Origin of the sequence: Mesobacillus thioparans (assembly GCF_965138835.1) — a bacterium.
Taxonomy (GTDB): domain Bacteria; phylum Bacillota; class Bacilli; order Bacillales; family Cytobacillaceae; genus Mesobacillus; species Mesobacillus thioparans.
This window is the reverse complement of the sequence record NZ_CBCSFH010000008.1, coordinates 47004-71290: the sequence shown is the minus strand read 5'-3', so window position 1 is coordinate 71290 and position 24287 is coordinate 47004. Positions and strand designations below refer to the sequence as shown.

At 41.1% G+C, this 24287-nt stretch carries 25 protein-coding genes and 1 riboswitch; of the genes, 21 read left to right on the top strand and 4 right to left on the bottom strand.

The features are described 5' to 3' along the window. The first annotated feature begins 53 nt into the window (after window positions 1-53). From ACNAZ4_RS14260 to ACNAZ4_RS14245, 4 genes are all read left to right on the top strand, one after another. Complete coding sequence (locus tag ACNAZ4_RS14260; protein WP_415815273.1) at window positions 54-884, top strand: ABC transporter permease; 831 nt, start codon at window positions 54-56, stop codon at window positions 882-884. 15 nt (window positions 885-899) lie between these two features. Beyond that, entirely contained in the window at window positions 900-1700 is an 801-nt protein-coding gene (gene tagH, locus ACNAZ4_RS14255; protein WP_415815271.1) for a teichoic acids export ABC transporter ATP-binding subunit TagH, read from the top strand. Between the two features lie 86 nt (window positions 1701-1786). Then, window positions 1787-2524 carry a WecB/TagA/CpsF family glycosyltransferase gene (locus ACNAZ4_RS14250; protein WP_415815269.1) on the top strand — a complete coding sequence of 246 codons (738 nt, stop codon included), beginning with the start codon at window positions 1787-1789 and terminating at the stop codon, window positions 2522-2524. A gap of 235 nt (window positions 2525-2759) precedes the next feature. Continuing rightward, entirely contained in the window at window positions 2760-3815 is a 1056-nt protein-coding gene (locus ACNAZ4_RS14245; RefSeq protein WP_415815267.1) for a glycosyltransferase family 4 protein, read from the top strand. Window positions 3816-3885: 70 nt separating this feature from the next. On the opposite strand, the gene ACNAZ4_RS14240 is transcribed toward ACNAZ4_RS14245, so the two are convergent. After that, window positions 3886-4947 carry an LCP family protein gene (locus tag ACNAZ4_RS14240; RefSeq protein ID WP_415815265.1) on the bottom strand — a complete coding sequence of 354 codons (1062 nt, stop codon included), beginning with the start codon at window positions 4945-4947 and terminating at the stop codon, window positions 3886-3888. A 101-nt stretch (window positions 4948-5048) separates the two neighbouring features. Continuing rightward, window positions 5049-5681 (bottom strand): YigZ family protein, encoded by a 633-nt coding sequence (locus ACNAZ4_RS14235; RefSeq protein WP_415815263.1) that lies wholly within the window; start codon window positions 5679-5681, stop codon window positions 5049-5051. Window positions 5682-6077: 396 nt separating this feature from the next. Between ACNAZ4_RS14235 and ACNAZ4_RS14230 the strand changes: the two genes are divergently transcribed. The 16 genes from ACNAZ4_RS14230 (at window position 6078) to ACNAZ4_RS14155 (ending at window position 18116) form a co-directional block, all read left to right on the top strand. Then, window positions 6078-7220, top strand: a complete 1143-nt coding sequence (locus tag ACNAZ4_RS14230) for a sensor histidine kinase (protein WP_415815261.1) — start codon at window positions 6078-6080, stop codon at window positions 7218-7220. 70 nt (window positions 7221-7290) lie between these two features. Continuing rightward, a complete protein-coding gene (locus ACNAZ4_RS14225) occupies window positions 7291-7974 on the top strand; it encodes a response regulator (RefSeq protein WP_415815259.1) in 684 nt (227 codons plus the stop codon). Between the two features lie 26 nt (window positions 7975-8000). Beyond that, window positions 8001-8276, top strand: a complete 276-nt coding sequence (gene sda, locus ACNAZ4_RS14220; protein ID WP_415815257.1) for a sporulation histidine kinase inhibitor Sda — start codon at window positions 8001-8003, stop codon at window positions 8274-8276. 162 nt (window positions 8277-8438) lie between these two features. Further along, window positions 8439-9278 carry a DegV family protein gene (locus ACNAZ4_RS14215; RefSeq protein WP_415815255.1) on the top strand — a complete coding sequence of 280 codons (840 nt, stop codon included), beginning with the start codon at window positions 8439-8441 and terminating at the stop codon, window positions 9276-9278. A gap of 392 nt (window positions 9279-9670) precedes the next feature. Further along, a complete protein-coding gene (locus ACNAZ4_RS14210) occupies window positions 9671-11017 on the top strand; it encodes a DEAD/DEAH box helicase (protein WP_415815471.1) in 1347 nt (448 codons plus the stop codon). After that, a complete protein-coding gene (locus ACNAZ4_RS14205; RefSeq protein ID WP_415815253.1) occupies window positions 11014-11715 on the top strand; it encodes a ComF family protein in 702 nt (233 codons plus the stop codon). Before ACNAZ4_RS14210 ends, ACNAZ4_RS14205 begins: the two co-directional genes overlap by 4 nt. Before the next feature lie 28 nt (window positions 11716-11743). Further along, on the top strand, window positions 11744-12145 hold the full coding sequence (locus tag ACNAZ4_RS14200) for a TIGR03826 family flagellar region protein (protein WP_415815251.1): 402 nt from the start codon (window positions 11744-11746) through the stop codon (window positions 12143-12145). A gap of 78 nt (window positions 12146-12223) precedes the next feature. Further along, the gene (gene flgM, locus ACNAZ4_RS14195) at window positions 12224-12493 is read left to right on the top strand and encodes a flagellar biosynthesis anti-sigma factor FlgM (protein ID WP_415815249.1); all 270 of its coding nucleotides are present in this window, start codon (window positions 12224-12226) and stop codon (window positions 12491-12493) included. Between the two features lie 57 nt (window positions 12494-12550). Beyond that, window positions 12551-13021, top strand: a complete 471-nt coding sequence (locus ACNAZ4_RS14190) for a flagellar protein FlgN (RefSeq protein ID WP_415815247.1) — start codon at window positions 12551-12553, stop codon at window positions 13019-13021. An 18-nt stretch (window positions 13022-13039) separates the two neighbouring features. Next, the gene (flgK, locus tag ACNAZ4_RS14185) at window positions 13040-14587 is read left to right on the top strand and encodes a flagellar hook-associated protein FlgK (protein WP_415815245.1); all 1548 of its coding nucleotides are present in this window, start codon (window positions 13040-13042) and stop codon (window positions 14585-14587) included. 10 nt (window positions 14588-14597) lie between these two features. Continuing rightward, entirely contained in the window at window positions 14598-15488 is an 891-nt protein-coding gene (flgL, locus tag ACNAZ4_RS14180) for a flagellar hook-associated protein FlgL (protein WP_415815243.1), read from the top strand. A gap of 49 nt (window positions 15489-15537) precedes the next feature. Further along, the gene (locus tag ACNAZ4_RS14175) at window positions 15538-16092 is read left to right on the top strand and encodes a DUF6470 family protein (protein ID WP_415815241.1); all 555 of its coding nucleotides are present in this window, start codon (window positions 15538-15540) and stop codon (window positions 16090-16092) included. A 28-nt stretch (window positions 16093-16120) separates the two neighbouring features. Further along, complete coding sequence (gene fliW / locus ACNAZ4_RS14170) at window positions 16121-16561, top strand: flagellar assembly protein FliW (protein ID WP_415815239.1); 441 nt, start codon at window positions 16121-16123, stop codon at window positions 16559-16561. Between the two features lie 6 nt (window positions 16562-16567). Next, window positions 16568-16798 carry a carbon storage regulator CsrA gene (gene csrA / locus ACNAZ4_RS14165; protein ID WP_415815237.1) on the top strand — a complete coding sequence of 77 codons (231 nt, stop codon included), beginning with the start codon at window positions 16568-16570 and terminating at the stop codon, window positions 16796-16798. A gap of 137 nt (window positions 16799-16935) precedes the next feature. Next, window positions 16936-17655, top strand: coding sequence for a flagellin N-terminal helical domain-containing protein (locus tag ACNAZ4_RS14160; RefSeq protein ID WP_415815235.1), 720 nt, complete (start codon window positions 16936-16938; stop codon window positions 17653-17655). A gap of 224 nt (window positions 17656-17879) precedes the next feature. Next, window positions 17880-18116, top strand: coding sequence for a flagellin (locus ACNAZ4_RS14155; RefSeq protein WP_415815233.1), 237 nt, complete (start codon window positions 17880-17882; stop codon window positions 18114-18116). An 8-nt stretch (window positions 18117-18124) separates the two neighbouring features. On the opposite strand, the gene ACNAZ4_RS14150 is transcribed toward ACNAZ4_RS14155, so the two are convergent. Both ACNAZ4_RS14150 and ACNAZ4_RS14145 read right to left on the bottom strand, forming a co-directional pair. Then, the gene (locus ACNAZ4_RS14150; protein WP_415815231.1) at window positions 18125-18601 is read right to left on the bottom strand and encodes a hypothetical protein; all 477 of its coding nucleotides are present in this window, start codon (window positions 18599-18601) and stop codon (window positions 18125-18127) included. Next, window positions 18601-18993: a hypothetical protein gene (locus ACNAZ4_RS14145; RefSeq protein WP_415815230.1), complete on the bottom strand. Its 393-nt coding sequence runs from the start codon at window positions 18991-18993 to the stop codon at window positions 18601-18603. Before ACNAZ4_RS14145 ends, ACNAZ4_RS14150 begins: the two co-directional genes overlap by 1 nt. Before the next feature lie 202 nt (window positions 18994-19195). Beyond that, window positions 19196-19292, top strand: a riboswitch (cyclic di-GMP riboswitch). 75 nt (window positions 19293-19367) lie between these two features. Here ACNAZ4_RS14145 and ACNAZ4_RS14140 point away from each other — a divergent pair. After that, on the top strand, window positions 19368-24206 hold the full coding sequence (locus ACNAZ4_RS14140) for an OmpL47-type beta-barrel domain-containing protein (RefSeq protein ID WP_415815228.1): 4839 nt from the start codon (window positions 19368-19370) through the stop codon (window positions 24204-24206). Window positions 24207-24287: the final 81 nt, after the last annotated feature.

Below are 24287 nucleotides of genomic sequence, written 5' to 3'. Positions count from 1 at the left end.
AAAATAGGTTATAATGTACAGGATAATTAATCGTTTTCGGAAAGGATATTTTTATGAAGTCAATGTTAACTGTAATAAAGGAACAGATAAGCTCTTTTTATCTTATTTTAAGATTATCTGCTTTTGAAATGAAAAGTGCTAATGCTAATAACTACCTTGGTATCCTTTGGGAAATTTTAAATCCAATGATACAACTCTCTATTTATTGGTTTGTCTTTGGGGTAGGGATTCGTCAAGGTGCTCAAATCGATATGGGTAACGGAATCCAGGTTCCCTTCTTTATCTGGCTTCTTTCCGGCATGGTTTTATGGTTCTTTGCCAATCAGGGAATAACTGAAACCTCAAGATCTATCTATTCAAGAATCCAATTAATTTCCAAAATGAGTTTTCCCATGAGTGCTATCCCTTCATATGTTATCATGTCTAAATTTTATCAGCATATTATGCTTGTTGGAATAGTAACGATTCTACTACAGTTTACAGAGTATAAAATGTCAATATATTACCTGCAACTTCCTTATTTTATGATTTCATCAATCATTTTTCTTTTTTCATTAGGGTTAATTACCTCTACTCTTTCTACGATCGTTAGGGATGTACAGCAAATTGTCCAATCCATCGTAAAAATGCTGCTATATCTTACTCCATTGCTTTGGCATACAGATAAACTTGTGTTTAAAGGAATGGATTTGACATTATTATTAAAAGCTAATCCTTTATACTATCTTGTTGAAGGCTATAGAGCTGCTCTAATAGGTACACAGTGGTATGCATTGCAGAACTCTCTATATACCTTATATTTTTGGGGATTAATTATAGTGTTGTTCGCATTGGGATCTATTCTTCATTTGAAGTTCCGTAACCACTTTATTGATTATATGTAATGGGAGTGGCTATTAATGAGTCAAACAGTTATTGTTAAAGATGTCTATAAAAAGTATAAAATGCATAGTAAACCATCTGAAAAGTTGCTTGATGTCATTTTACCCGGAGGCTATGGAGAGGATTTCTATGCGCTGCAGGATATCTCTTTTACGGCTAAACGAGGGGATGTTATTGGGCTCGTAGGAGTAAATGGTTCAGGGAAATCCACTTTGTCTAACATTATTGCAGGAGTCATTCCGCCTACTATGGGAACAATTGAGACAATAGGCCAAACTTCATTGATTGCGATTTCTTCTGGCTTGAATAATCAGCTGACTGGACGTGAGAATATTGAGCTCAAATGCTTAATGTTAGGATTCAGCAAGAAAGAAATCAAAGAGATGGAACCTGAGATTATTGATTTTGCTGATATCGGAAAGTTTATAGACCAGCCGGTGAAAAAGTATTCCAGCGGTATGAAATCTCGGCTTGGGTTTGCGATCTCTGTTACAGTCAACCCGGATATACTCGTTATTGACGAAGCATTATCTGTAGGTGACCAGGCTTTTGCCCAGAAATCAAAAAATAAAATGTTCGAATTCAAGGAAAAAGGGAAGACGATCTTTTTTGTCAGTCATTCAATGGGACAAATCAAAGAGTTCTGTGAAAAAGCGATTTGGCTTGAGTACGGTGAGATCAAGCAATATGGTCCAGTATCTGAAGTCATTCCTGAATATGAAAAGTTTCTGAAGAAATATAAGTCGATGACTGCCGCAGAACAAAAGAAATTCCGTGAAGAAGTTATAAGTAAGCAAAGTAAAATGATTGCGAAATAGCCATTAAAGACCCCATTTCCTTATAAAGGGGTCTTTTTAAGTGAAAGTTGGTTTTATTGACATTAAAAATTGCAAAGGATTTTGTCATGGAAAATACAAAAATCAGCATACTAGGAATACCTTTTACCAACATTACATTTGATGATATGGCAGACAAGCTTGCAGTCAAGATTTTGAACAAGGAAAAGACCTTCGTTGTGACGGCTAATCCTGAGATTGTGATGTTTGCTAAAAGAAACAGGGAGTATGAAAAAATAATTAAGTGTGCAGATGATATTGTACCTGACGGATTTGGTGTTTTGCTTGCATCCAGCATACAAAAGACACCGATTAAAGAACGAGTAACAGGATACGATTTAACCATTAGGCTTTTAGAGATGTGTGCCCAAAATTCCTGGAGTGTGTATTTACTGGGCGGCAAAGAAGAGATTAATGCTGCTGCGGCTGACAACATCAAGAAAAATTTTAAAGGCTTAAAATTGGTTGGAAGACACCATGGTTATTTTTCTGGGAATGAAGAGGGAATCGTGAAGGAGATTCAAAATAAGGAACCAGATCTTGTGCTTGTTGCGTTAGGGTTTCCTCGTCAGGAACAGTGGATTTCTTCCCATCTATCTTCTTTTCAAAAGGGAGTTTTCATGGGGGTTGGCGGCAGTATTGATGTACTTTCGGGAACGGTCAAACGTGCGCCAGGTATTTGGAGGAAATTGAATTTAGAATGGCTATACCGCTTATTAAAACAGCCTTCACGTTGGCGCAGGATGCTGGTGCTGCCAATCTTTGTTTTGGAAGTACTACGAACTGGTAAGAAAAAATCTTCTTAGTTGTGTAACTTTTTCTTTTCTGTCTCGTCAATAATGTGGCAGCAAAGTTTAAGATAAAGGTTCATCCTTAGTTAATAAGGGTATAAAATATATAATTTCCATTATTTTAAGTCAAATCTACGAATCTGTTACACTAACATTTGCTATTATATGCTATAATAGGAACGTTTGAAGCTGTTTTAGAATCCTTATATTTAATGGTTCTAGGGGCATCATAATCATGAGGAGGGTCTATATGTTCTATATGACCTTGATATTATGTTTTGTATGCTCCATTCTTATTACACCAATCATCAAAAAATTGGCGTTTAAAGTTGGAGCAACAGATCGGCCAAATCAAAGAAAAGTTCATGAGAAAATCATGCCCCGTATGGGCGGACTAGCGATATATATTAGCTTTGCAGCTGGAGTATTGATCATGAATCCACAAAGCCCGTATCACCTGGCGATCGTTGCCGGAAGTATCATTATTGTGTTGACCGGGGTTTTGGATGACATCTTTGAACTTCAGGCAAGATATAAATTCTTGAACCAGGTTGCCGCCGCACTGATTGTCGTGTTATGGGGCGGGATTGATGTTGATTTCATTAACCTTCCTTTTGGAGGAAGGCTTGAATTTGGAGCATTTAGTGTACCAATCACCATACTATGGATTGTTGGGGTTACAAATGCAATCAACCTAATTGACGGTCTGGATGGTTTGGCAGCGGGAGTTTCCTCCATTGCTCTAATCTCGATTTCAGGAATGGCCATTGTGATGGGCGATGTATACGTTATGACGATCGGCTTCCTTCTTCTTGCAAGTACTTTAGGCTTCTTGATTTTTAATTTTCATCCAGCGAAGATTTTTATGGGCGACACGGGCGCATTGTTCCTGGGATATATGATAGCCGTACTTTCCTTACTAGGATTTAAAAATGTAACGTTTATCTCCTTTATCATTCCCGTCATCATGCTCGGAGTACCAATGACAGACACGATTTTCGCGATTATCCGACGCCTTGTTAAGAAGGCACCATTAGCAGCACCTGATAAATCGCATTTGCACCACTGCTTGCTAAACCTCGGATTCACACACCGTCAAACAGTGTTATTGATATATGCAATAAGTGCCATGTTCGGACTTACTGGATTCATCTTTTCCTTTACAACTATGTGGGGATCACTCTTGATTCTTACTATCATCATCCTTTCCATTGAATTAATCGTGGAGAGCGTGGGACTGGTCAGCAAAGATTATAAGCCTCTCCTAAATATGATGAAAGGGATTAAATTTGCGAAAAATCGATAACAAACTTCCCCTCGTCCTTATTTAAGGCGAGGGTTTTTAGTTTTTAATTTCATAAAAAAATGACCCCCTATTAAGGGGTCATCGATTGGCCATCATTAGCTGTAGTTTGGTCTGATGTCATGCTGTCACTATTTGTATCTGTGGTAGTCGCAGCAGGATCATCAGGACTAATATTGAGATGCAATTGCAATGTTGCGATTGTCTCCGCTAATGCTAATTCATCAAGCTGGTAATAATAAATTCCATCAATTCTTGAATCTGATCCAGCAAGATTTAATGTCTCTGTATTTAGATTGCTTCCTGCAGTAGCATATTCAATGAATGATTTCATCTGGTCGAACCTTAAGTCTGTCGTCATATTTTTACCGACTGCTTCCATTACATCAGTGTAATTTCCAATCGATTTTACAGATACCGCTTTTTTGATAATTGCTTTAATGATTTCCTGTTGGCGTTTTCCGCGTTCTATATCGTTGTCGAGCTTTCTAGTTCTTGCTAGTGCAAGAGCTTCCTCGCCGTCAAGAGTTTGAAAACCTTCATTTAATGTAATGGCACCTTTGCGATCTTGAGAATCTTGCTCTGTAAACGTATAAGGCACATTAACTTCAATTCCATTAAGAGCATCAATTACATCAATAAATGCATCAAAGTTCATTTTCACATAATAATCTACTGGAACGTCAAGCAATTCTTCTACAGTTTCCAATGTAAGTTCTACGCCGCCATATGCATGTGCATGATTAATCTTTGTATAAATATTTTTTTCGGGAATATGGACGTATGAATCTCTGGGAATACTTAAAAGTTTAATTGACTTATCATCCTGATTAAACGTAGCAAGCATCAAAGCATCAGTCCGTGAGTTTCCTTCAAATTGACGTTTGTTGCTGTCATCGACCCCGATAAACAAAACAGAAAAGTTTTCATCGAACGGATTTACGGCTCTTTTTCCTTCGCGGTCAATTGGGTTGTAGGATTCTTCCATTACGGACTCAGCTTTATTAAATAAGAATGCACCGTATGTTACGAGACTTAGTGAAATAAGCAATAGTGGCAGTAAGACCCAACGAATGACTCTTTTCCTTCTTAAACGCTTTTTATGAAAATTATTATTGCTCCTAAATGAAGCCATATATTAATCTCCTTTATTCTAATGTTAATTTATTGTAAAGATTAAAATTGCCCAACCTTCATTTTACAACTTTTCGGCTGATTCGTAAATTGAATTTTTTGTCAGACATCCTGTTCCATGTAGATTACTTCCCCAGGTCGAATATGACCTTGCCCATTCGTCATCTCAACCATCCACTCTTTAAAAGCTTCGGTCTGGGAATCTTCTGCATATGCTTCGATTTCCACCTTATCCAGGTAATGGATTTCCTTCAATTGATAAACAGAGGACCTAAGTTCGTTCTCCACTTTTCCAAGCAAAGTGTAATCAATGGTCGTGTGCATAATTCTCATAAGCTTTCTTTCCACAATGCCTGTTGCTGCAAGTCCCTCGGACGTTGACTTCCCGTAAGCCCGGATCAGACCGCCAGCACCGAGCTTGATTCCGCCAAAATAACGGGTAATGACCACAACGGTGTCTTTTAAATGCTTCTTTTTCAGTACTTCAAGTATCGGCACGCCAGCAGTCCCACTAGGCTCTCCATCATCATTCGCTTTTTGTATCTGGTCGTTTTCACCAATCATATAAGCAGAACAATTATGCGTCGCGTTCCAATTTTGTTTTTTGATTTTCTGGATAAACTCCTGGGCTTCTTCCTCTGTCTCGGCTCTTTGTATATATGCGATGAATCGGGATCTTTGGATCTCGATTTCGTGTTCTCCGTAACCTTTTACGGTATAGTAACTAGCAAGCAAATTTGGCTCACCTCTCTCAAAAATTTCCCAACACTATATTCGACACCGTTTGTATGTTCGACACGGGTACTTAGTGCTACAATTCATTATAAGTTGACGGCAATCGAGGAACAATGGTGTCTTATGATTGTAATATAACTTTAATACTGTAAATGGGTACGAATGGTATAATAGTTAGTGGTCTGACAAGCCGTCAATTGTTTTTGGAAAAATGTTTTAATTTTCATTTTGGAGTTTCGCTCCTAAAATAATAGGATATAAGACTTAGAATTAAAAATCAAATCTATGTCTTTGTATCGATTTTCAGCAGAATTGGCATGATTTTCTTGTTGAAAATTAGTATCTAGTTTGTTTTCAAGTTAAAATATCATTAGTGCCGCCCGTGGGGGAATTTACATGGCGATTAAAAAATTCGACACGAAAGCCCTCGATCTGATATTGGAAAAAATGATCGAAACCGTTGGGGACAGCAAAGACGAAATCTTCCGGATCGCTGAACAGTGCCGGACGGATTATGAGTCTATCACCAACGAATTAAAAGAGATTAAGAGGAAAGTAGCGCAGATCATTAATGATGGTGATAAGTTGGATGCCCAGGTAAGGAGGGCGAGGCTGCGACTTTCGGAAGTGAGCAAACATTTTAAGGACTATTCCGAATCTCAGGTTCGCGAAGCTTACGAAGTGGCTCATAAACTGCAAATGGACCTGACGATGAACAGGCAATCGGAAAAGCAGCTGAGGGAAAAACGAGATGATCTGGAACGAAGGCTTGTTGGTCTTAATGAGACGATTGAACGAGCTGAGCACCTTGTATCCCAAATATCAGTTGTGATGAACTACATGATGAGCGATATTCGCCAAATGGGCCAAGCGCTTGAATCTGCCAAGGAAAAGCAGGATTTCGGCTTGAAGATTATTGAGGCCCAGGAGGATGAGCGTAAGAGGCTTTCTCGTGAAATTCATGATGGTCCTGCTCAAATGATGGCGAATGTGATGATGCGTTCTGATCTGATTGAGAGGGTTTATAAAGAGCGTGGCGCGGATGAGGCAATCCGTGAGATTCGAAGTATGAAAAAAATGGTCCGATCAGCTTTGTATGAAGTCAGAAGAATCATTTATGACTTGAGGCCGATGGCTCTTGACGATCTGGGTCTCGTACCCACCCTCAAAAAATACCTTCAGACAATCGAAGAGTATCATAAGACAACCAGAATCCAATTCACCAATATCGGTGAGGATAAAAGGCTCCCATCTAAGTATGAAGTAGCGTTATTCCGGATGATTCAGGAATCCGTCCAGAATGCGTTAAAGCATGCTCAAGCAACCCAGATTCAGGTGAAACTGGAGATAAAGAGAGAGCACGTAATGGCAGTCATAAAGGATGAAGGCAAAGGCTTTGACATAAATGAAAAGAAACCTGAGTCATTTGGTCTTCTTGGAATCAGGGAAAGAGTCGAGCTGTTGGAAGGTGAGCTATCCATCCATTCAAAAATTGGCACTGGGACACTGGTCATAATCCAGGTTCCAATGAACTTATAAAAAGATAGAGGCAGCTGATCTGCCAATAAAGAGAAAAATAGAGACAGAAGCCATAAGGGAGGCGAATGCTATGACAACAAAGATTGTCATTATTGATGACCATCAACTTTTCAGAGAAGGGGTAAAACGGATCCTGGACTTTGAACCATCATTTGAAGTCGTTGCTGAAGGAGACGACGGCAGTGAAGCAACAACGCTAGTAGAGCAATACCAGCCGGATGTTGTCATTATGGATATCAATATGCCTAATATGAATGGTGTTGAGGCAACAGCTGGATTGATTGAGAAGTATCCAGATTCTAAAGTCATCATTTTATCGATTCATGATGATGAGAATTATGTAACACATGCTCTTAAAACAGGTGCTACGGGGTACCTTTTAAAAGAAATGGACGCAGATGCCCTGGTTGAGGCTGTTAAAGTCGTCGCTGATGGTGGTTCTTATCTGCACCCTAGAGTTACTCACAATCTGGTAAAAGAATACCGTCGACTGTCTGCGGATGAAGGTGATACAGACAAGTACATATCTCAGGTTGAAATCCGCCGTCCGCTTCACTTGCTGACACGCCGGGAATGTGAAGTCCTACAATTGCTGGCAGATGGAAAGAGCAACAGGGGGATTGGTGAATCACTCTTCATAAGTGAGAAGACTGTTAAAAACCATGTAAGCAATATCCTGCAGAAAATGAATGTAAATGACCGTACCCAGGCAGTGGTAGTTGCCATCAAGAATGGCTGGGTAGAGGTTCGATAGAATCAGGTGAAACCACATTTGTCGACATGACAGATGTGGTTTTTTGTCGTTTCTTGTTGGAAAAATACGACAAAAATATCTCCAGGGATTTACAAAAACTTAACAAAATCCGATATAATGAGAGAACAATCAAAGAAGGGGTGGTCACAATTTCTGGACTATGGGAACTCAACGACGAAAAATTAATAGAAGCTTATGAAAAGGCTACTCTATTAAGTTTGGATGATAGTTTTATAGAAATGCTTATAGAAGAAATAGATAGCAGAGGATTAGCATATTCAATTCAATCATATATCTCTTAATTTTGTAACGCTGTGCAACCGATTGCCAGCGTTTTTATTTATTTAAGCTTAATGCTGAAGGTTTCTAAAATAGTTTTCCCGAAAGAATGCATTTTACTGGAAGTTCATATAAAATGGGATTGTACATACTGTAGAGAAAAACATAAGGATGGTAATATACTAATGAAAACGGCCGTTGTTACGGATAGTACTGCGTACATCCCGAAGGAGTTGCGGGAGAAATGGGATATCCACATGATTCCGTTAAGCGTGATATTTGATCATGAGACATATAGAGAAGAAATAGATATCAAGGCAGAAGAGTTTTATGAGGAAGTCAAGCTGCGTGAGCTTCCAACGACATCGATGCCGCCGATCGGCGAGTTCGTCGAGCTTTTTGAGAAACTGGCCAAAGACTACGATTCGGTCATCAGCATCCATTTGTCCAGCGGGATCAGCGGGACGTATCAGGGCGCGGTGAGTGCTGGCGAGATGGTTGAGGGTATTGATGTGTATCCCTTTGATTCAGAAATCAGTGCGATGGTGCAGGGATTTTATGCCTTGGAAGCCGCAGAGCTGGCAGAAAAGGGTGTGGAACCCGGGAAAATCATTGAGCGATTGAATGAGGTGAAAGAGTCGATCCGTGCCTACTTCATTGTCGATGACCTAAGCCATCTCCAGCGCGGCGGACGGTTGTCCAGTGCACAGGCATTGATAGGGAGCCTGCTGCAGGTTAAGCCACTGCTGCATTTCGAAGATAAAAAGATCGTTCCATTCGAAAAGGTGCGTACGCGTAAAAAGGCAATGAACCGTGTTGTTGAAATGCTAGCCGAAGACGCCAACAGCGGCGGCGAGTACCGTGCGGTTGTCATCCATGCCAATCGTGAGGAAGAAGCGGTTGAATGGAAAAGCGAGCTCGAGGCTCAGTTCCCGAATGTCGAATTCCTGTTAAGCTATTTCGGTCCGGTCATCGGAACCCATCTTGGTGAAGGTGCGATGGGGATGGGCTGGTATAAGAAATAAACACGGAAAGTCACTACAACAATGTCGAAGCGCCATTTCCGTATCAGGAGCTGGCGCTTTTATTCATTATCCACATAATAATGGTAGTTATCAACAAAACGATCCACTTACTAACAACCTCCTAACTCCTTAGTTACATTTATCCACATAGAAAAACGCTTACATCCACTAAGAATTAGAGTTACCAACAAAATAACCCACATTACCCACAGAAAAACACTATTATCCACACAATAATCCACAAAAGGTTGTGATTAACTTTGCTGAAAGAAGAAAAAGTAATCCCCAACACGAAAAAGTCTGTTGATGAATGGGCATTCAATCCTCCGGATACCCACATTTCTACTTTATTCACAGAACAATCTAACCATTACAATCCACAGTTGCAAAAAATGCTCATAGGTAAACAGTTACTGCCTGATGAACTGCCTTTTACAAAGGAGGAAATCAAGTATCACCATGAACTTGGATATCTAACCTACAGGAACGGAATCACCCGAAAGCCGCTTTCATGTACAAGGTGCGGCACAAACGATCCATCCTGGTTTGCGGAGTTCCCTTGTTCCCGATGCGGAAAAGTGGAACTGTATTGCCGGAAGTGCTTGACGATGGGGAGGGTTAGTGATTGTACACCTTTAATCAGCTGGGTAGGACCGAATCGGGAATATGAAATTGTGGATAAACCACTTCTTTGGGAAGGACAACTATCAGAAGGTCAGAAAGCTGCTTCACAACGAGTTGCAGAGGCTGTGGAAAACTCAGCCGAGCTCCTTGTCTGGGCAGTAGCGGGTGCTGGCAAAACGGAAGTATTATTCGCCGGCATAGCAAATGCTTTATCCACAGGCAAGCGGGTTTGCGTGGCTACGCCAAGGACGGATGTGGTCCTGGAATTAGCACCTCGGCTCCAAAAAGTGTTCCCGGATATTAAGGTTGCGGCTCTCTATGGCGGCAGCGAAGACCGCCATGAATATGCCGAGCTGACAATCGCTACCACGCACCAGCTGCTTCGTTTTTACAAAGCATTCGATGTCATGATTGTCGATGAAGTCGATGCCTTTCCATATTTGGTCGATGAAACCCTCCAATATGCTGTCCGGCAATCAAGGAACCCTGAATCCGCATTGATTTATTTAACGGCGACACCGAATAAACAATGGCAAACAGACTGCCGATCGGGAAAAAGAGACTGCGTCACGATTCCTGCCCGCTTTCATCGCCATCCGCTTCCGGTACCAGAGTTTGTCTGGTCTGGAAATTGGGAGAAGAAGCTGAAAAAAGGAAAGTTATCCACTCCAATAGAAAAATGGATAGAATACAGGCTGGCCAGCGGGAAACAGGCTATGGTCTTCACCCCGAAAATAGCTGTAATGGACAAAATCCTCATCCACCTTCGCGCACTGAATCCTCATATTGAATCCGTCCATGCTGAAGACCCCGACAGGAAAGAAAAGGTCATGAAGTTCCGCAACAAAGAAATCCCCATTTTACTGACGACAACGATACTCGAGCGAGGAGTTACCATCCCAAATATCGATGTCGCGGTAATCGGCTCGGAGGACAGAGTTTTTACCGAGAGCGCCCTTGTCCAGATTGCCGGCCGGGCAGGGAGGAGTGCGGAATATCCGACAGGTGAAGTGACCTTTTTTCATTATGGCAAAACAGAGGCGATGCTCAGTGCGCAAAGGCAGATTGTGATGATGAACAAGGAAGGAATGAAGAAGGGGCTGATCGATGTATGAATCATTGTTTATTATGCCATGGAGAATTGAAAACAGTATTGTCTTGGCAATCCCTTTTTGGTAAAAAAGAATCCTCTATTATTTGTGATGAATGCAAGGGGAACTTTGCGTCAATTACAGGTGAAATCTGTCACATATGCGGCAGGCCATTTGCCTTTATGGAAGCAGAATATCGTGTTGGGAATATGTGCCTGGATTGCAGGCGTTGGGAGGAAGACGAGTATTGGAGTGGCTGCCTTGATCAGAACCGGTCACTGTACCGCTATACTGATTTTGCAAAAGACGTAATCGCTAAATTTAAATTTCGTGGGGACTATATTCTGGGCAGTGTTTTTGCTGAAGATCTTCAGCAGGCTTTGCAAGCCTTTCAATATGATTATATTGTCCCCATCCCGCTTAGTGAAGAACGACTGTACGAAAGAGCCTTCAACCAGGCAGAGGCACTAATCCATGTCGCAGGATTTGAATTCACCCAATTGCTCTCAAGAATACATACTGAAAAACAGTCAAAAAAATCACGTACTGAAAGAATTCATATAGAGCAAGTATTTAAATTGGAAACAGACCTAAATCTTAACAGTAAAACAATCTTACTGGTTGACGATATATATACTACAGGCTCAACACTGAGACATGCAGCCAAAATATTAAAAGACAACGGGGCGGCGAAGGTGTATTCATTCACTTTGGCGCGCTAGATGAGATATGATTGAAGGAGGAAGGACATTGGACCTTCAAAATTGCCCAAAATGCGATTCACTCTATGTAAAAAATAAATTTCGTGATGTATGTGAAAAATGCTGGAAAGAAGAAGAACAAGCTTATGATTTAGTTTCCAAGTTCATGAGAAAACGTGAAAATAGAGCAGCAACGATCTTGCAAGTTGTAGAAGCAACAGGCGTTTCGGAAGATTTAATCTTAAAATTCATTAAAGCCGGCAAATTCCAGCTGACCCAATTCCCAAATTTCGGTTACCCTTGTGATAAATGTGGAAGTATTATACGTGAGGGCAGGCTCTGTGTTAGCTGCGCAAGCAGTTTAAAGGCGGATTTGAAAACTGTTGAATATGAGGAACAACGGAAGAAAGAACTGGCAAAACGCGCGACTTTTTTCACGCACCGAGATTAGGTGAAAAGAATCATTAAATATCGGTGGACGATTGCCGATAATAAAAGTAGAAATCGTTCTGAAAGAGAGGTTTAGACGATGAAAATCAACAATAATTTTGGCCCATCAGGGATCAATCCATATAAACGCCAAATGAACAAACTGGATGCAGCAGCTGCTGCCCAAAACAAAAAGGCTGATAAAGTCGAGATTTCTACAACTGCCAAGGAAATGCAACAGCTTTCCCAGGTATCCGTGGAACGCAAGCAAAAGGTAGAGGAATTGAAAATCCAGGTGGAAAACGGTACGTATAAACTGGATTCAAAAGAAACAGCCAAAAGCATCATCAATTTTTACCGTAATAAATAAGGAATATACTCGTCTCACAGACGAGTGTTTCTTTATGCCTAATAAGGAGGGCAGTACATGTCTGTTGAATCACTGATTAGCATCATGGATAAATTGCATAAAATGCATAAAAGCCTTTACGAATTGACCGTAAAAAAGACCGAAATCGTGAAAAAAGGAGATACTGCTGCCCTCGATCAGATTTTGAAGGATGAGCAGGCCCATATGGCGGCCATCAATAAGCTGGAGCAAGAAAGGGCTGCCGTATCAAATGCGATTTTGCCTGGTGCATCTTTACAGGAAATAGCTGATGGAAATCCTGCAGGAAAAGAGCAACTTTTAAAAATAAAAGAAGATTTATTAAAGGTTATAACAGAAATCAAGGCGCGAAACGAACTGAATCAGCAGCTGATTCATCAATCTCTGCAATTCATCAATTTTTCCAAGAGCCTTGTGATGCCCCAGGAAAAAGAGATTAATTACGGACCACCAGCCGGCAAAAAAGCAAAGCCCGGCCAATCGCCGGGAATATTCAACTCAAAAGCATAATATTTGGAGGAACGAAACATGCGTTCAACCTTTATGGGACTAGAAACAGCGCGCCGCGGAATGTTCACGCAGCAGAGCGCTTTGCATACAACAGGACATAATATAGCGAATGCTAATACACCAGGATTTACACGTCAGCGCATTAACTTTGAGCAGACAGAACCATATCCAAACGCATCACTCAACCGCCCGCAGATTCCTGGGCAGGTTGGTACAGGTGTTAAGGCTGGTTCAATCCAGCGTGTGAGGGAAAGCTTTTTGGATGTCCAGTACCGCGGCGAAAATAATAAGCTGGGTTACTGGGAGACAAGAGCAGAGGCTTACAATAAGCTTGAGGAAGTTCTGAATGAACCGTCAGATTCCGGATTGGCAAAGACAATGGATCAGTTTTGGCAGTCGCTTCAGGATCTTGCTGTGAATCCGACGAATCCTGGGGCTCGCTCCGTCGTTCGCCAGCGCGGAATTGCAGTTGCGGAGACCTTCAACTATCTGCACAACTCCCTATCTTCCATTCAGCGGGATTTAAAGAACGAGATTTCTGTCACGGAAAAAGAAATCAATTCGTTAACTTACCAGATTAGTAAGATTAACGGTCAGATTGCTGATGTCGAGCCGCATGGATATTTGCCAAACGACTTATATGATGAACGTGACCGTCTCATTGACCAGTTGTCATCACTTGTGAATATCAAAGTTGATTACACAAACTCAGGCGGCGGTTCGCTTAAAATGGCAGATGGACAGGCAGTCATCAAAATGATCAGCGACAGTGGGAGAGAGCTCGGAATCCTAGTCAGCGGTGACCGTAATAATAATGTGACTGTAAATTTTGATGGAGCTGATGAATCCGTTAAATCGGTTTCTATTGGGAATTCAAAATTCGATTTTACAGAGTTGAAGTCAACAGGAAAGCTTAAAGCTTTAGTAGATTCATATGGATATGAGGAAAGCGGCAAAGTCGATGGTGTCTATCCTAATATGTTGGCAGAGTTGGATAACCTAGCATTCACGTTTGCAACAGAGTTCAATAATATTCACAAAGACGGGATGAGCCCGAATGATATCGCAAGCAAAACAAAAGCAGGTAACGCATTCTTTTCAGATTCCGAGAATGTGGATCTTCAACACAAAGGTTTTGCAAGCCGTATTCAATTAGCGGATGCGATTAACCAAAGTCTGGATAACATTGCAACAGCAGATGGATCAGATATCGCCAACGCAACGATTGGCAATTCTGCAAACATCTTGAAACTTGCGAATATCATTAATGATAAATTTGATTATGCCGGCAACAACCAAAAAGCAAACTTCCGTAATTACTACGAAGGTGTGATTGGCGGCATGGCGGTAAAATCACAAGAGGCAGTTCGCCTCACACAAAACAGCGGCTCCCTTAGAGAGTCAGTGGAAAACCGCAGGAAGTCAGTCAGCTCTGTATCATTAGACGAAGAAATGACAAACATGATCCAGTTCCAACATGCCTACAACGCATCAGCCCGGATGATCACCCTCCAGGATGAAATGCTCGATAAAATCATCAACGGCATGGGAACCGTGGGAAGATAGGTGAAGTAAAATGCGGATAACACAATCAATGCTTTCTTCCAATTCATTAAGAAACCTGAGCGAGAGCTATCGCCGAATGGGGCAGTACCAGGATCAGCTGGCGACGGGGAAGAAAATCACGAAGCCTTCCGACGATCCGGTTGTGGCGATGAAAGGTATGTTTTATCGTTCTGGATTGACAGAAGTGGAGCAGTATAAGCGGAACCTTTCTGAACTATATTTGTGGATGGAGAATTCTGAGGCGGGGATTGAACAGGCGAATAATGGGCTGCAGCGTGTTCGTGAGTTGGTCATTCAGGGGAAGAACGGCGCACTAAGTCCAAGTGACCGGGAAGCTGTTGCAAGGGAAGTAGAACAGATTAAAGCGGATTTAGTGCAAGTAGCGAATACACAGGTTTCTGGCCGTTATATATTCCATGGTACGGATACAGATAATCCGCCTGTTCCAGTAGAAAACCCACCAACAGTAGCAGTCAATTTATCAGATCCTTCGCTCAATAATTATAAAGTCGAGGTTTCCCCAGGGGTATCCCTAAGAGCAAATATCAGCCCAGCCAATGTATTTAATCAAGAATTGTTCAATGTGGTTCAGGAAATTCAAACTGCATTGGAGAATGACAAGCCTGAAGATTTGGAAGGCTTGTTAGGCCGGTTAGATAAAACAATGGATACTCTTTCCTCCGAACGTGCAGAATTAGGAGCCCGTTATAACAGACTGGAAGTGATTGACTCTCGACTAGGACAGCAGGAAGTCATGGCAAACAGGGTTCTGTCTGATAATGAAGATGCCGATATTGAAAGAGTCATTACAGATTTAAAAACGCAGGAAAGTGTACATCGAGCAGCTTTGGGAGTTGGTGCCCGAATTCTTCAGCCAACACTTTTAGACTTTTTAAGATAAGCTATTCTCACTGGGAATAGCTTTTTTTACTAGAAGGGAGGAAGAGAAAATGCAAGTACCGCAAATTCGTATCCAGTCAACACCTGGTAAAATTGAAATCAATACGATTAAGTCCAATTTAGAGATGGAGCAGCCAAAGGCGGAATTGAGCATTGAGCAGCCAAAAGCAGAACTTACAATCAACAGTACCCCTTCCATGCTAACAATCGACCAATCAAAAGCCCGCGAGGATATGGATTTAAAGAGTATATCAAAAAGAATTGAAGATGCTGCGGCACAGGGGTATCAGGATTTATTGGCGGGTATTGCCCGTTTCTCCCAGGATGGCGACGAGCTCATGATGATTGAGAACGGAGGGAATACAATCGCTACACAGGCTAAGCGAAACAGCGAGTCTCCAATGCTTGACTTTAATATTGGCTGGATTCCATCAGCTGGCTCAGTGAAAATTAATTGTGATCCCGGGAAAGTAGATATTAACTGGAAGGTAAATAAGCCCGTTATCAACAGCCAGACGAATAAACCAATCATCAACTATACCCCTGGAAAAGCGGAAATTACAATGAAACAATATCCATCGTTGAAAATTGACTTTGAAGGGTAACGGATTTTAGCTAAAGGAATGGTGAAATATGAAAATTGGAACAAAGTATCATGGTGAAGTAGAAATTCATAATAATGAAGTGCTTGCATTTGATAAAGGAATACCGGGCTTTTTGGATGAAAAGAAGTTCGTGCTGCTTCCTTTATCAGAAGAAAATATTTTTTATGTGATGCAGTCGGCGGCCACTCCTGCTCTTGCGTTTATTTTATCCAATCCTTTTAATTTCTTTAAAGACTATGATTTTAAATTAGAGGATACAGTTGTAGAGGAACTCGGTATAAAATTAGAACAGGACGTTCAGGTGTACTCGATCTTAACTGTCCACGATCCTTTTGAGAAAACAACAGCGAACCTTCAGGCTCCAATCATTCTTAATGTTGAAAATTATAAAGCAAAACAAGTAATCTTGCATGAAGAGCAATATTCTACAAAGCACCCAATCTTTGGCGAAACAAAAACGGAAAGGTGATGGAAAGTGTTAGTCTTGACAAGAAAAAACGGAGAGACAATAAAAATCGGCGATGACATAGAAATCATAGTGATTTCCTCGAAGAATGATCAAGTCAAAATTGGTATAAATGCACCAAAGAATATTGAAATATTTCGAAAAGAAGTACTGGATCAAATCCAGAGTGAAAATGAAGAAGCGGCAAAGGATATTTCCTCTGTACTCGACTTTATGAAAAGCAATAAAAAAAATTTATAAAAAACTATTAAACAATATTTCCTCCAGACGATAAAACTAGTGTAAGAGATAATAAGGGCGGCCGACCTTATCACTCGGACAAATTATAATCTTGTTCACACGGATGTGAACACCAAATTCAAGGAGGAAAACAAACAATGAGAATCAATCACAATATCGCGGCTCTTAACACTTACCGCCAATTGAACACTGCAAACGGCGCACAAGGAAAATCAATGGAAAAGTTATCTTCAGGTCTTCGCATTAACCGTGCTGGAGATGACGCAGCTGGTCTTGCAATCTCTGAAAAAATGCGTGGACAAATCCGTGGTTTAGATCAAGGTTCAAGAAACGCACAAGACGGTATTTCAATGTTACAAACAGCTGAAGGTGCGTTGAATGAAACACACTCTATCCTTCAACGTATGCGTGAACTCGCAGTTCAATCATCAAGTGATACAAATGTAACGGAAGACAGAGCAGCAATCGATGAAGAATACCAGGCATTAGTGACTGAGATTGATCGTATTTCTGATGAAACTGAGTTCAATACTCAAAAGCTATGGGATGGAACAACAACAGATGTTGACTTCCAAGTGGGAGCGAACGTTGGTCAAGTTATTTCTTATACTTTCTCAAATGCAGATACAGCTACATTAATGGGAGCAGCAGCAGTGGATTTAACAACTAAGACTAACGCTCAGGCTGAACTTACCAAAATCGATACTGCAATCGAAACAGTATCAACTGAGCGTGCAAAATTAGGTGCAACTCAAAACCGTTTAGAACATACTATCAACAATCTGAACACTTCTTCTGAAAACCTAACTGCTGCAGAATCACGTGTGCGTGACGTTGATTATGCTTTAGCTGCTTAAGAGCAGTGACAAGCACAGTCGTCCTGGCTGGTAACGGCCAGAGATCATGATCGGGTGAATTGCTGGGAACCCCTTAGAGCTTTTCTTGCCACAACGCAGCTGGAAACGGCAGGCGTGAGGGCTTGAAAAAAGAAAAGATTGGGCAATCAGCAGCCAAGCTCCTGGCTCGAAAGAGTGGAGAAGGTTCAACGACTAGGATAAACCATCTAAGGCGGAAGCTATGAATGATGAAATCCATAGGTGAAGCAATGACCATCAGCATTGCGAATCCGAAGTGCCCGACCCCTACTAGTTTATTAGAGGGTGAAGATATAGTCTGGTCATTTGTGAAAGCAAATGTTCGCACGATGGCGAAAGAAATGATGGAACAAACTAAGAATTCTATTCTTTCTCAAGCAGCACAAGCTATGTTGGCTCAAGCAAACCAACAGCCACAAGGAGTTCTTCAACTTCTTCGTTAATTTTTACCTTAAGAGGTTTGTCCACTGGACAGGCCTTTTTTTCTTGCTTCAATGATTGAAATAGACAAAATCTCACTCATTGTAACTCCTGTTTCTCTATGAATGGAATAAACTTTTAATAGTTCTTCATTAGTTAAAGTTACTTGATGTGCGAATTGCCATTCTAAATGATTAGGGCTAATAAGATGATAATCTTCGAACCATTTTTTGATGAATCTTTCTGGTGTTATAGAGTGGATCAGCTCTTTAATTTCCTTTGTGGGTTTCTGAAGTTTAATGGGAAGATATACTGATGTCCGTTTTTTCTGTGGGAAAATTAAACCTGTTTCAGAACAAGAAGGTATCTGCTTTCTCATCATTGAAGGATGCAAGTAATCCTTTACAAGGTGAAAAAAATACATGATTTGCCGTTTGTCGTATATGCTTAATCGATTTTGGCCATCAAGCGAGAATTGTAATTTGAATTTATCCTTGATCATTTCCATTAACAATTATTTTCAGAAGGGGAAAAGTTATCTGTTGAGAGGATGATTTTTTTAACAATCCCTCCCTTTATCAAAAGATAGCCGTCATCCTGATACCACCATGCTAACGCTTCAGGAGTCAACGTTAATTGGAGTATGTCTATCGGAATGACCTTCACCCGTCCTTTATACCATTTCTCTTTCAAATAATTAAAAACAACTGGTGTTTTCGATTGAACATACACTGATTCCGAGAATCCCATGCTGACTCTTGAATCTTTATCTCTTTTATATATTGGCTGCGTAAGGGGAACAAAATCTTTAAGACTCTTATAACAATGGTGACACCAGTCTTTATCTTTGTAACGATGTTGAAATCGAAGACGAGGGCTTTTATTTTGTTCGATTCCCATCTCCTAGTAATTTTCCATTAATCAACCCCAACTGATAAATAGGTATACTCTTCAAAACAAAATTAAAATCATCCATTACACACCTCATTTTTTAGAGCGTATGTTCCTTTTTGATTTATTGTAATCTATTGATCTGAAAAATAATAGTAAAATATACCTATTAATCAACCGAGTCTTTTGTAATAAAATAAAAGGTAAATACATGTGAAAAAGGCAAATCATAGGAAACTGTGAGACGCAAAGCCAAGGGCCTGTTCTACCTATCTAGTTATTTAGGTGGATGGCAGCCGGTTACCACGGGATACATAGACTTATTTACTATGGACCTTGGTAAGGTCTTTTTGTTTGCCCTTTTTTCGGAAAAGGAGAAAAAGATGATAGGAAAATTTTTTAAAATCCAAACTTTAGTCGTGGTAATGGTTATGTTGGCCCAATTAATCCTTCCTATAGGAACAGCCCTAGCCAATGATGCTGGTAGCATGCTTCCTCCAAGCAATCTGGCCCATTCAAAACCATCCCCAGAAGATGTAAGGCTCAGCTGGGATACTGTTTATGGAGCGACAGGGTACAACGTTTACGAGATCAAGGAAGGGCAAATGACACTGATTGGTACTTCCAACACAGCTAGCTATGCTGTGAATGACCTGCCTGAAGGAAATTACAGATATACAGTTTCTACTTTGAACGGTGATGCTGAATCTGGTCCTTCTGCACCCATTTCTGTGGACATTGTCTATCCATCTATGGCAGCTCCTGCGAACCTGACATACAAAATTCAAAATGGAAACGACTTAATCCTCAATTGGACAGCTTCGCAGTATGCTGAAGAGTATTTCATTTATGAAATTCTGAAGGATGGAGAGAAAAAAATAATTACAAAGACAACTTCCAATAGTTATGCAAAAACGAATGCTGTAGCAGGCAGCTATACATATGTGGTTACTGCATCGAATAAATTCTTTGGCGAATCTGGAGCAACAGGTCCGATCACTGCAGAAGTGATCCAGCCTGTTATGCAGAAGCCGGAAAATTTGATATTTACGATTACCAACGGGACGGATGTCACATTGAAGTGGCAGTCTTCTTATCTCGCAAATAAATATAAAATCTATCAAATGGTAAACGGGGAAAAAATTCTGAAAGAAACCGTCACTGGAACAAGTGTTAAATTCACTAACCAGCCAGAGGGCGACTATGAGTATATTGTCCATTCATTCAGTGACCGTTTTGGGGAATCTGAAGAGGGCAGCCGGATCTCGCTGGCGGTCAGCACGGTTGTCATGCAGACTCCTGATGCCTCGGCAAGAGTTATTAATTTTAATGATATCGTCCTTAGCTGGGGGCGCGTTGATTATGCGAACAGCTACAAGATCTATCAGGTTATTAATGGGGAAAAGGTTCTGAAAAATATTGTTACAGGAACTTCAATGACTTTTTCAAGACAGCCTGCCGGTGAATATCAATTTGAAATCAATTCTTACAGCGATCGCTTTGGCGAGTCTGAAAACGGGTCTAAACTAACTGTTACAGTAGATAGCTATGAACTTGCGGCACCGGAAAACGGAAGCCATAAGATTTTAAACGGAAACGACTTGAACATATCCTGGAATACTGTCGCAAATGCAAGCGAATATAAGATTTATCAGAACGTGGATGGCCAGCGTGTGTTGAAGGATACTTTGACGGGCACCACTAAAACCTATTCAAACCTTGCTGAAGGAACATATGATTTTGAAATCTTTTCGTCGAATCCAAGAATTGGGGAATCTAAAGACGGATTGAAAATCAGTGTTGACATTGTTCATCCGAAAATGGCGGCACCGGGCAATGTAGAATATTCTACTAGCTCTCCGACAAGCTTCTCCTTAAGCTGGGATAAGACTGAATACGCAACGAATTATAATGTTTATCAAATACTTGATGGCAAAAAGGTCCTAAAGAGGACGGTAACCGGTATGAGCATTTCCTACAGCAATATGGAAGCTGGGGAATATGACTATGAAGTGTATTCCTATTCTTCAAGGTTTGGCGAATCAGCAGCAGGCGGCCGGGTGAAAGTCACCCTTGATGGCTATGTCATGCAGGCTCCTGGAAACCTGAAATACTCAATCCTCAATGGCAATGATATCAAGCTTGAATGGGATTCAGTCGAGTATGCTGCCAGTTATAAGATCTATCAGATTATAGATGGCGAAAAGGTTCTAAAGACGACTGCAAAAGGAACATCTGCTGCGCTGACTAACCAACCGGCTGGTGAGTATGAGTTCGTCATTCATTCTTACTCCTACTTCTCAAGCCAGTCACCTGAGGGTTCAACAATAAAGCTATCACTTGTTCATCCTATAATGGAAAAGCCGGAAAATGTAACAGCATCTATCCTAAATGGAAATGATGTAGCACTTGCATGGACCTCAGTTCCTTATGCTAATAGTTATAATGTTTATGAGTTAATAGATAATAAGGAGCTGCTGATTGGCTCCGTTTCGTCATCATCTTCTCCAAAAAAGACGTTTGCAAATACATCAGAAGGTGAGCATCGATACATCGTCCGTTCCGTCAGCAGCCGCTTTGGTGAATCAAACGAAGGCGGGAAGGTTGAAGTTTCGGTTGTATTCCCTAAAATGCAAAAGCCGGAAAACCTGACATACAGCATTGCAAATGGAAATGACATTGTTTTAAAGTGGAATTCATCATCTTTTGCAAAATCCTACAATGTTTATAAAATCGTGGACGAAGAAAGAGAGTTATTAAGGACTGTTACCAGCACATCAACTACGTTAGTGAATATGCCGGAAGGGGATTATATCCTGCAAGTAACTTCAGTAAGCGATCGTTTTGGTGAATCAGCTGAGTCAAGTTTAGTAGAGTTCAAGCTTGTTTTCCCAATCATGCAGTTACCAGCGAACTTTACGTATAGCATTGCTAACGGAAATGACATCTCCCTGAGATGGAATGCCTCTGTCTATGCAAACTCTTATAATATTTATCAGGTTACTGATGGAAAAAAAGAGCTGGTGAGGACGATTAAATCTACGTCTTCGACTTTCACCAACATGCCGGAAGGGGGCTACACCTATGAGGTTCATTCATTTAGCGACCGCTTTGGTGAGTCTCCAGAGTCAGCTAAACTTGAGTTGCAGCTGACATGGCCTAAAATGCAGCCTGCTGTATTAACAGGGTCAGTATTTAATGCCAACAATATTACCCTTTCCTGGCAAAAGGTAACCTGGGCAAATGGCTACCAGGTCTATAAAGTTAATGGTGATAACCGTGAATTGCTTTATAAGGGTATTGCACTATCTTATAAGGTATACAACCTGACAGAGGAAAAACATTCATTTGAAGTTGTAGCTTACAGCGACCGATTCGGAGAGTCGCCAGCTTCTAATAGATATACTGAAACAATTGTCTACCCTGAAATGGGAGTGCCGAAAGCCACTCTGAAGCTACTCAGCGAAACAAGTGCCAGAATTTCGTGGGATTTCGTCACATATGCCAACGGCTATAACATTTATGAACTGATTAATGGCAAACCGGTTCTCGTAGCGGAAAAGGTGAACAACTTATCCTATACACTCTCAAATCTGACTTACGCGAACCATCTTTATTATGTGACATCATACAGCAACTCCTTCGGGGAATCAGCTCCCTCGGAAACAGTGCTGGCCAAATTGATCATCGATGAGGAAGCGCCGGTGACAACGTCTGATGCAAAAACGGGTTGGACAAATAAAACAACAACGGTAAAATTGTCTGCGACTGATAATGAAACAGGTGTTGCGGCGACGTACTATTCTCTGAACGGCAAAGATTTCATTGAAGGCACGACTTTTTCGATCGAGAATGAAGGCGTTCATCATATATCCTTCTATTCAAGCGATAAAGTCGGCAATAAGGAAGAAGTCCAAACAGTCGAAGTGAAGATCGATCAGACAAAGCCTCAAACTGAATCGGATTTAACAGGCGAGTGGTCCAATGAAAATGTTGCTGTAAAACTAACAGCAGAAGACAATCTGAGCGGCATTGCAAAAACATTCTACTCCGTAGATGGTTATGATTACGCAGAAGGAACGGAATTCACAGTTACTGGCGATGGAATTCATGAAATCAAGTATTTCAGTATCGACCATGCCGGTAATGCGGAAGAAGTTCGAACCGAGGCCGTGAAAATTGATACCCATGCTCCGGCAATGGCTTCGAACATCGAAGACAAATGGCACCAGGATGCCTTTAAAGTCGAGTTGTCTGCAAACGACAATCTTAGCGGTGTGGCAGCGACCTTCTATTCCCTGGATGGCATCCGCTTTTTTGAAGGCACAGAATTGCTGCTTGAGAAGGATGGAATCTACACAGTAGCTTATTACAGCGTGGATAAGGCCGGTAACATCGAATCGGCCAAGTCGCAAACAGTGAAAGTCGACAGCCAGGCGCCAGAGACTGCTGCTAATACTACTGACGATTGGTACCAGGAAAATGCAGAGGTTGTTCTGGAAGCAGAAGATAACCTCAGCGGAATTGCAAAGACATTGTATGCGGTCAACGGTTCTGAATTTACAGTGGGGACAAGCTTCACCGTTTCAGAAGAAGGGACGAATGAAGTGTCATTTTACAGCGTTGATGCTGCCGGAAATAGCGAAGCACAAAAAACAATCACGGTTAAGGTTGATAAAACAGCTCCAGAAGTGTATGCAGAAGTAAACGAAGAATATGAGCTTGGTTCTGAATTCGCAGTTACTTATAGAGCTAAGGACGAGCACTCCGGGGTGGCGGTTGAAGAAGCAGTCATCAATGGAGTTAAGTACAAAAACGGCGATTCTATCGTCCTCGACCAGCCGGGTGCCTACACCTTTAAAGTAACAGTGACAGATCGTGCAGGCTGGACGACAACAGTCGAAAAACAATTCGTTGTTTATGTCCCGATAAGCCTAGAAGTGTTACCGAAAGTCATCAAAGGAAACAAAGGGATTTTTACAGTGAAAGCGATTTTACCTGAAGAATTCTCTGGATTTTCCTTTGTGATTTCCACTGTCACTTTGAATGGCGTTGCACCAGTTTTGTCTAACAGTGGCTTGAAAAAACAAGCTGAAAATGGCCATTTTAAATTCGAGCGCGAAAACTTTGCCTGGAAACCAGGAAAGGAAACCCTTCAGCTGCTGGCTTATCTTGATAATGGATACCTTATAAAAGGTACTGCCAGCGTAGATGTAAAATAAACAATTGGCTCCTCTTTTTGAGGAGTCTTTTTTTGCGAGAAAATAATTAGGGTGTCAAAAACTAAATAAACGGCAGTAGGT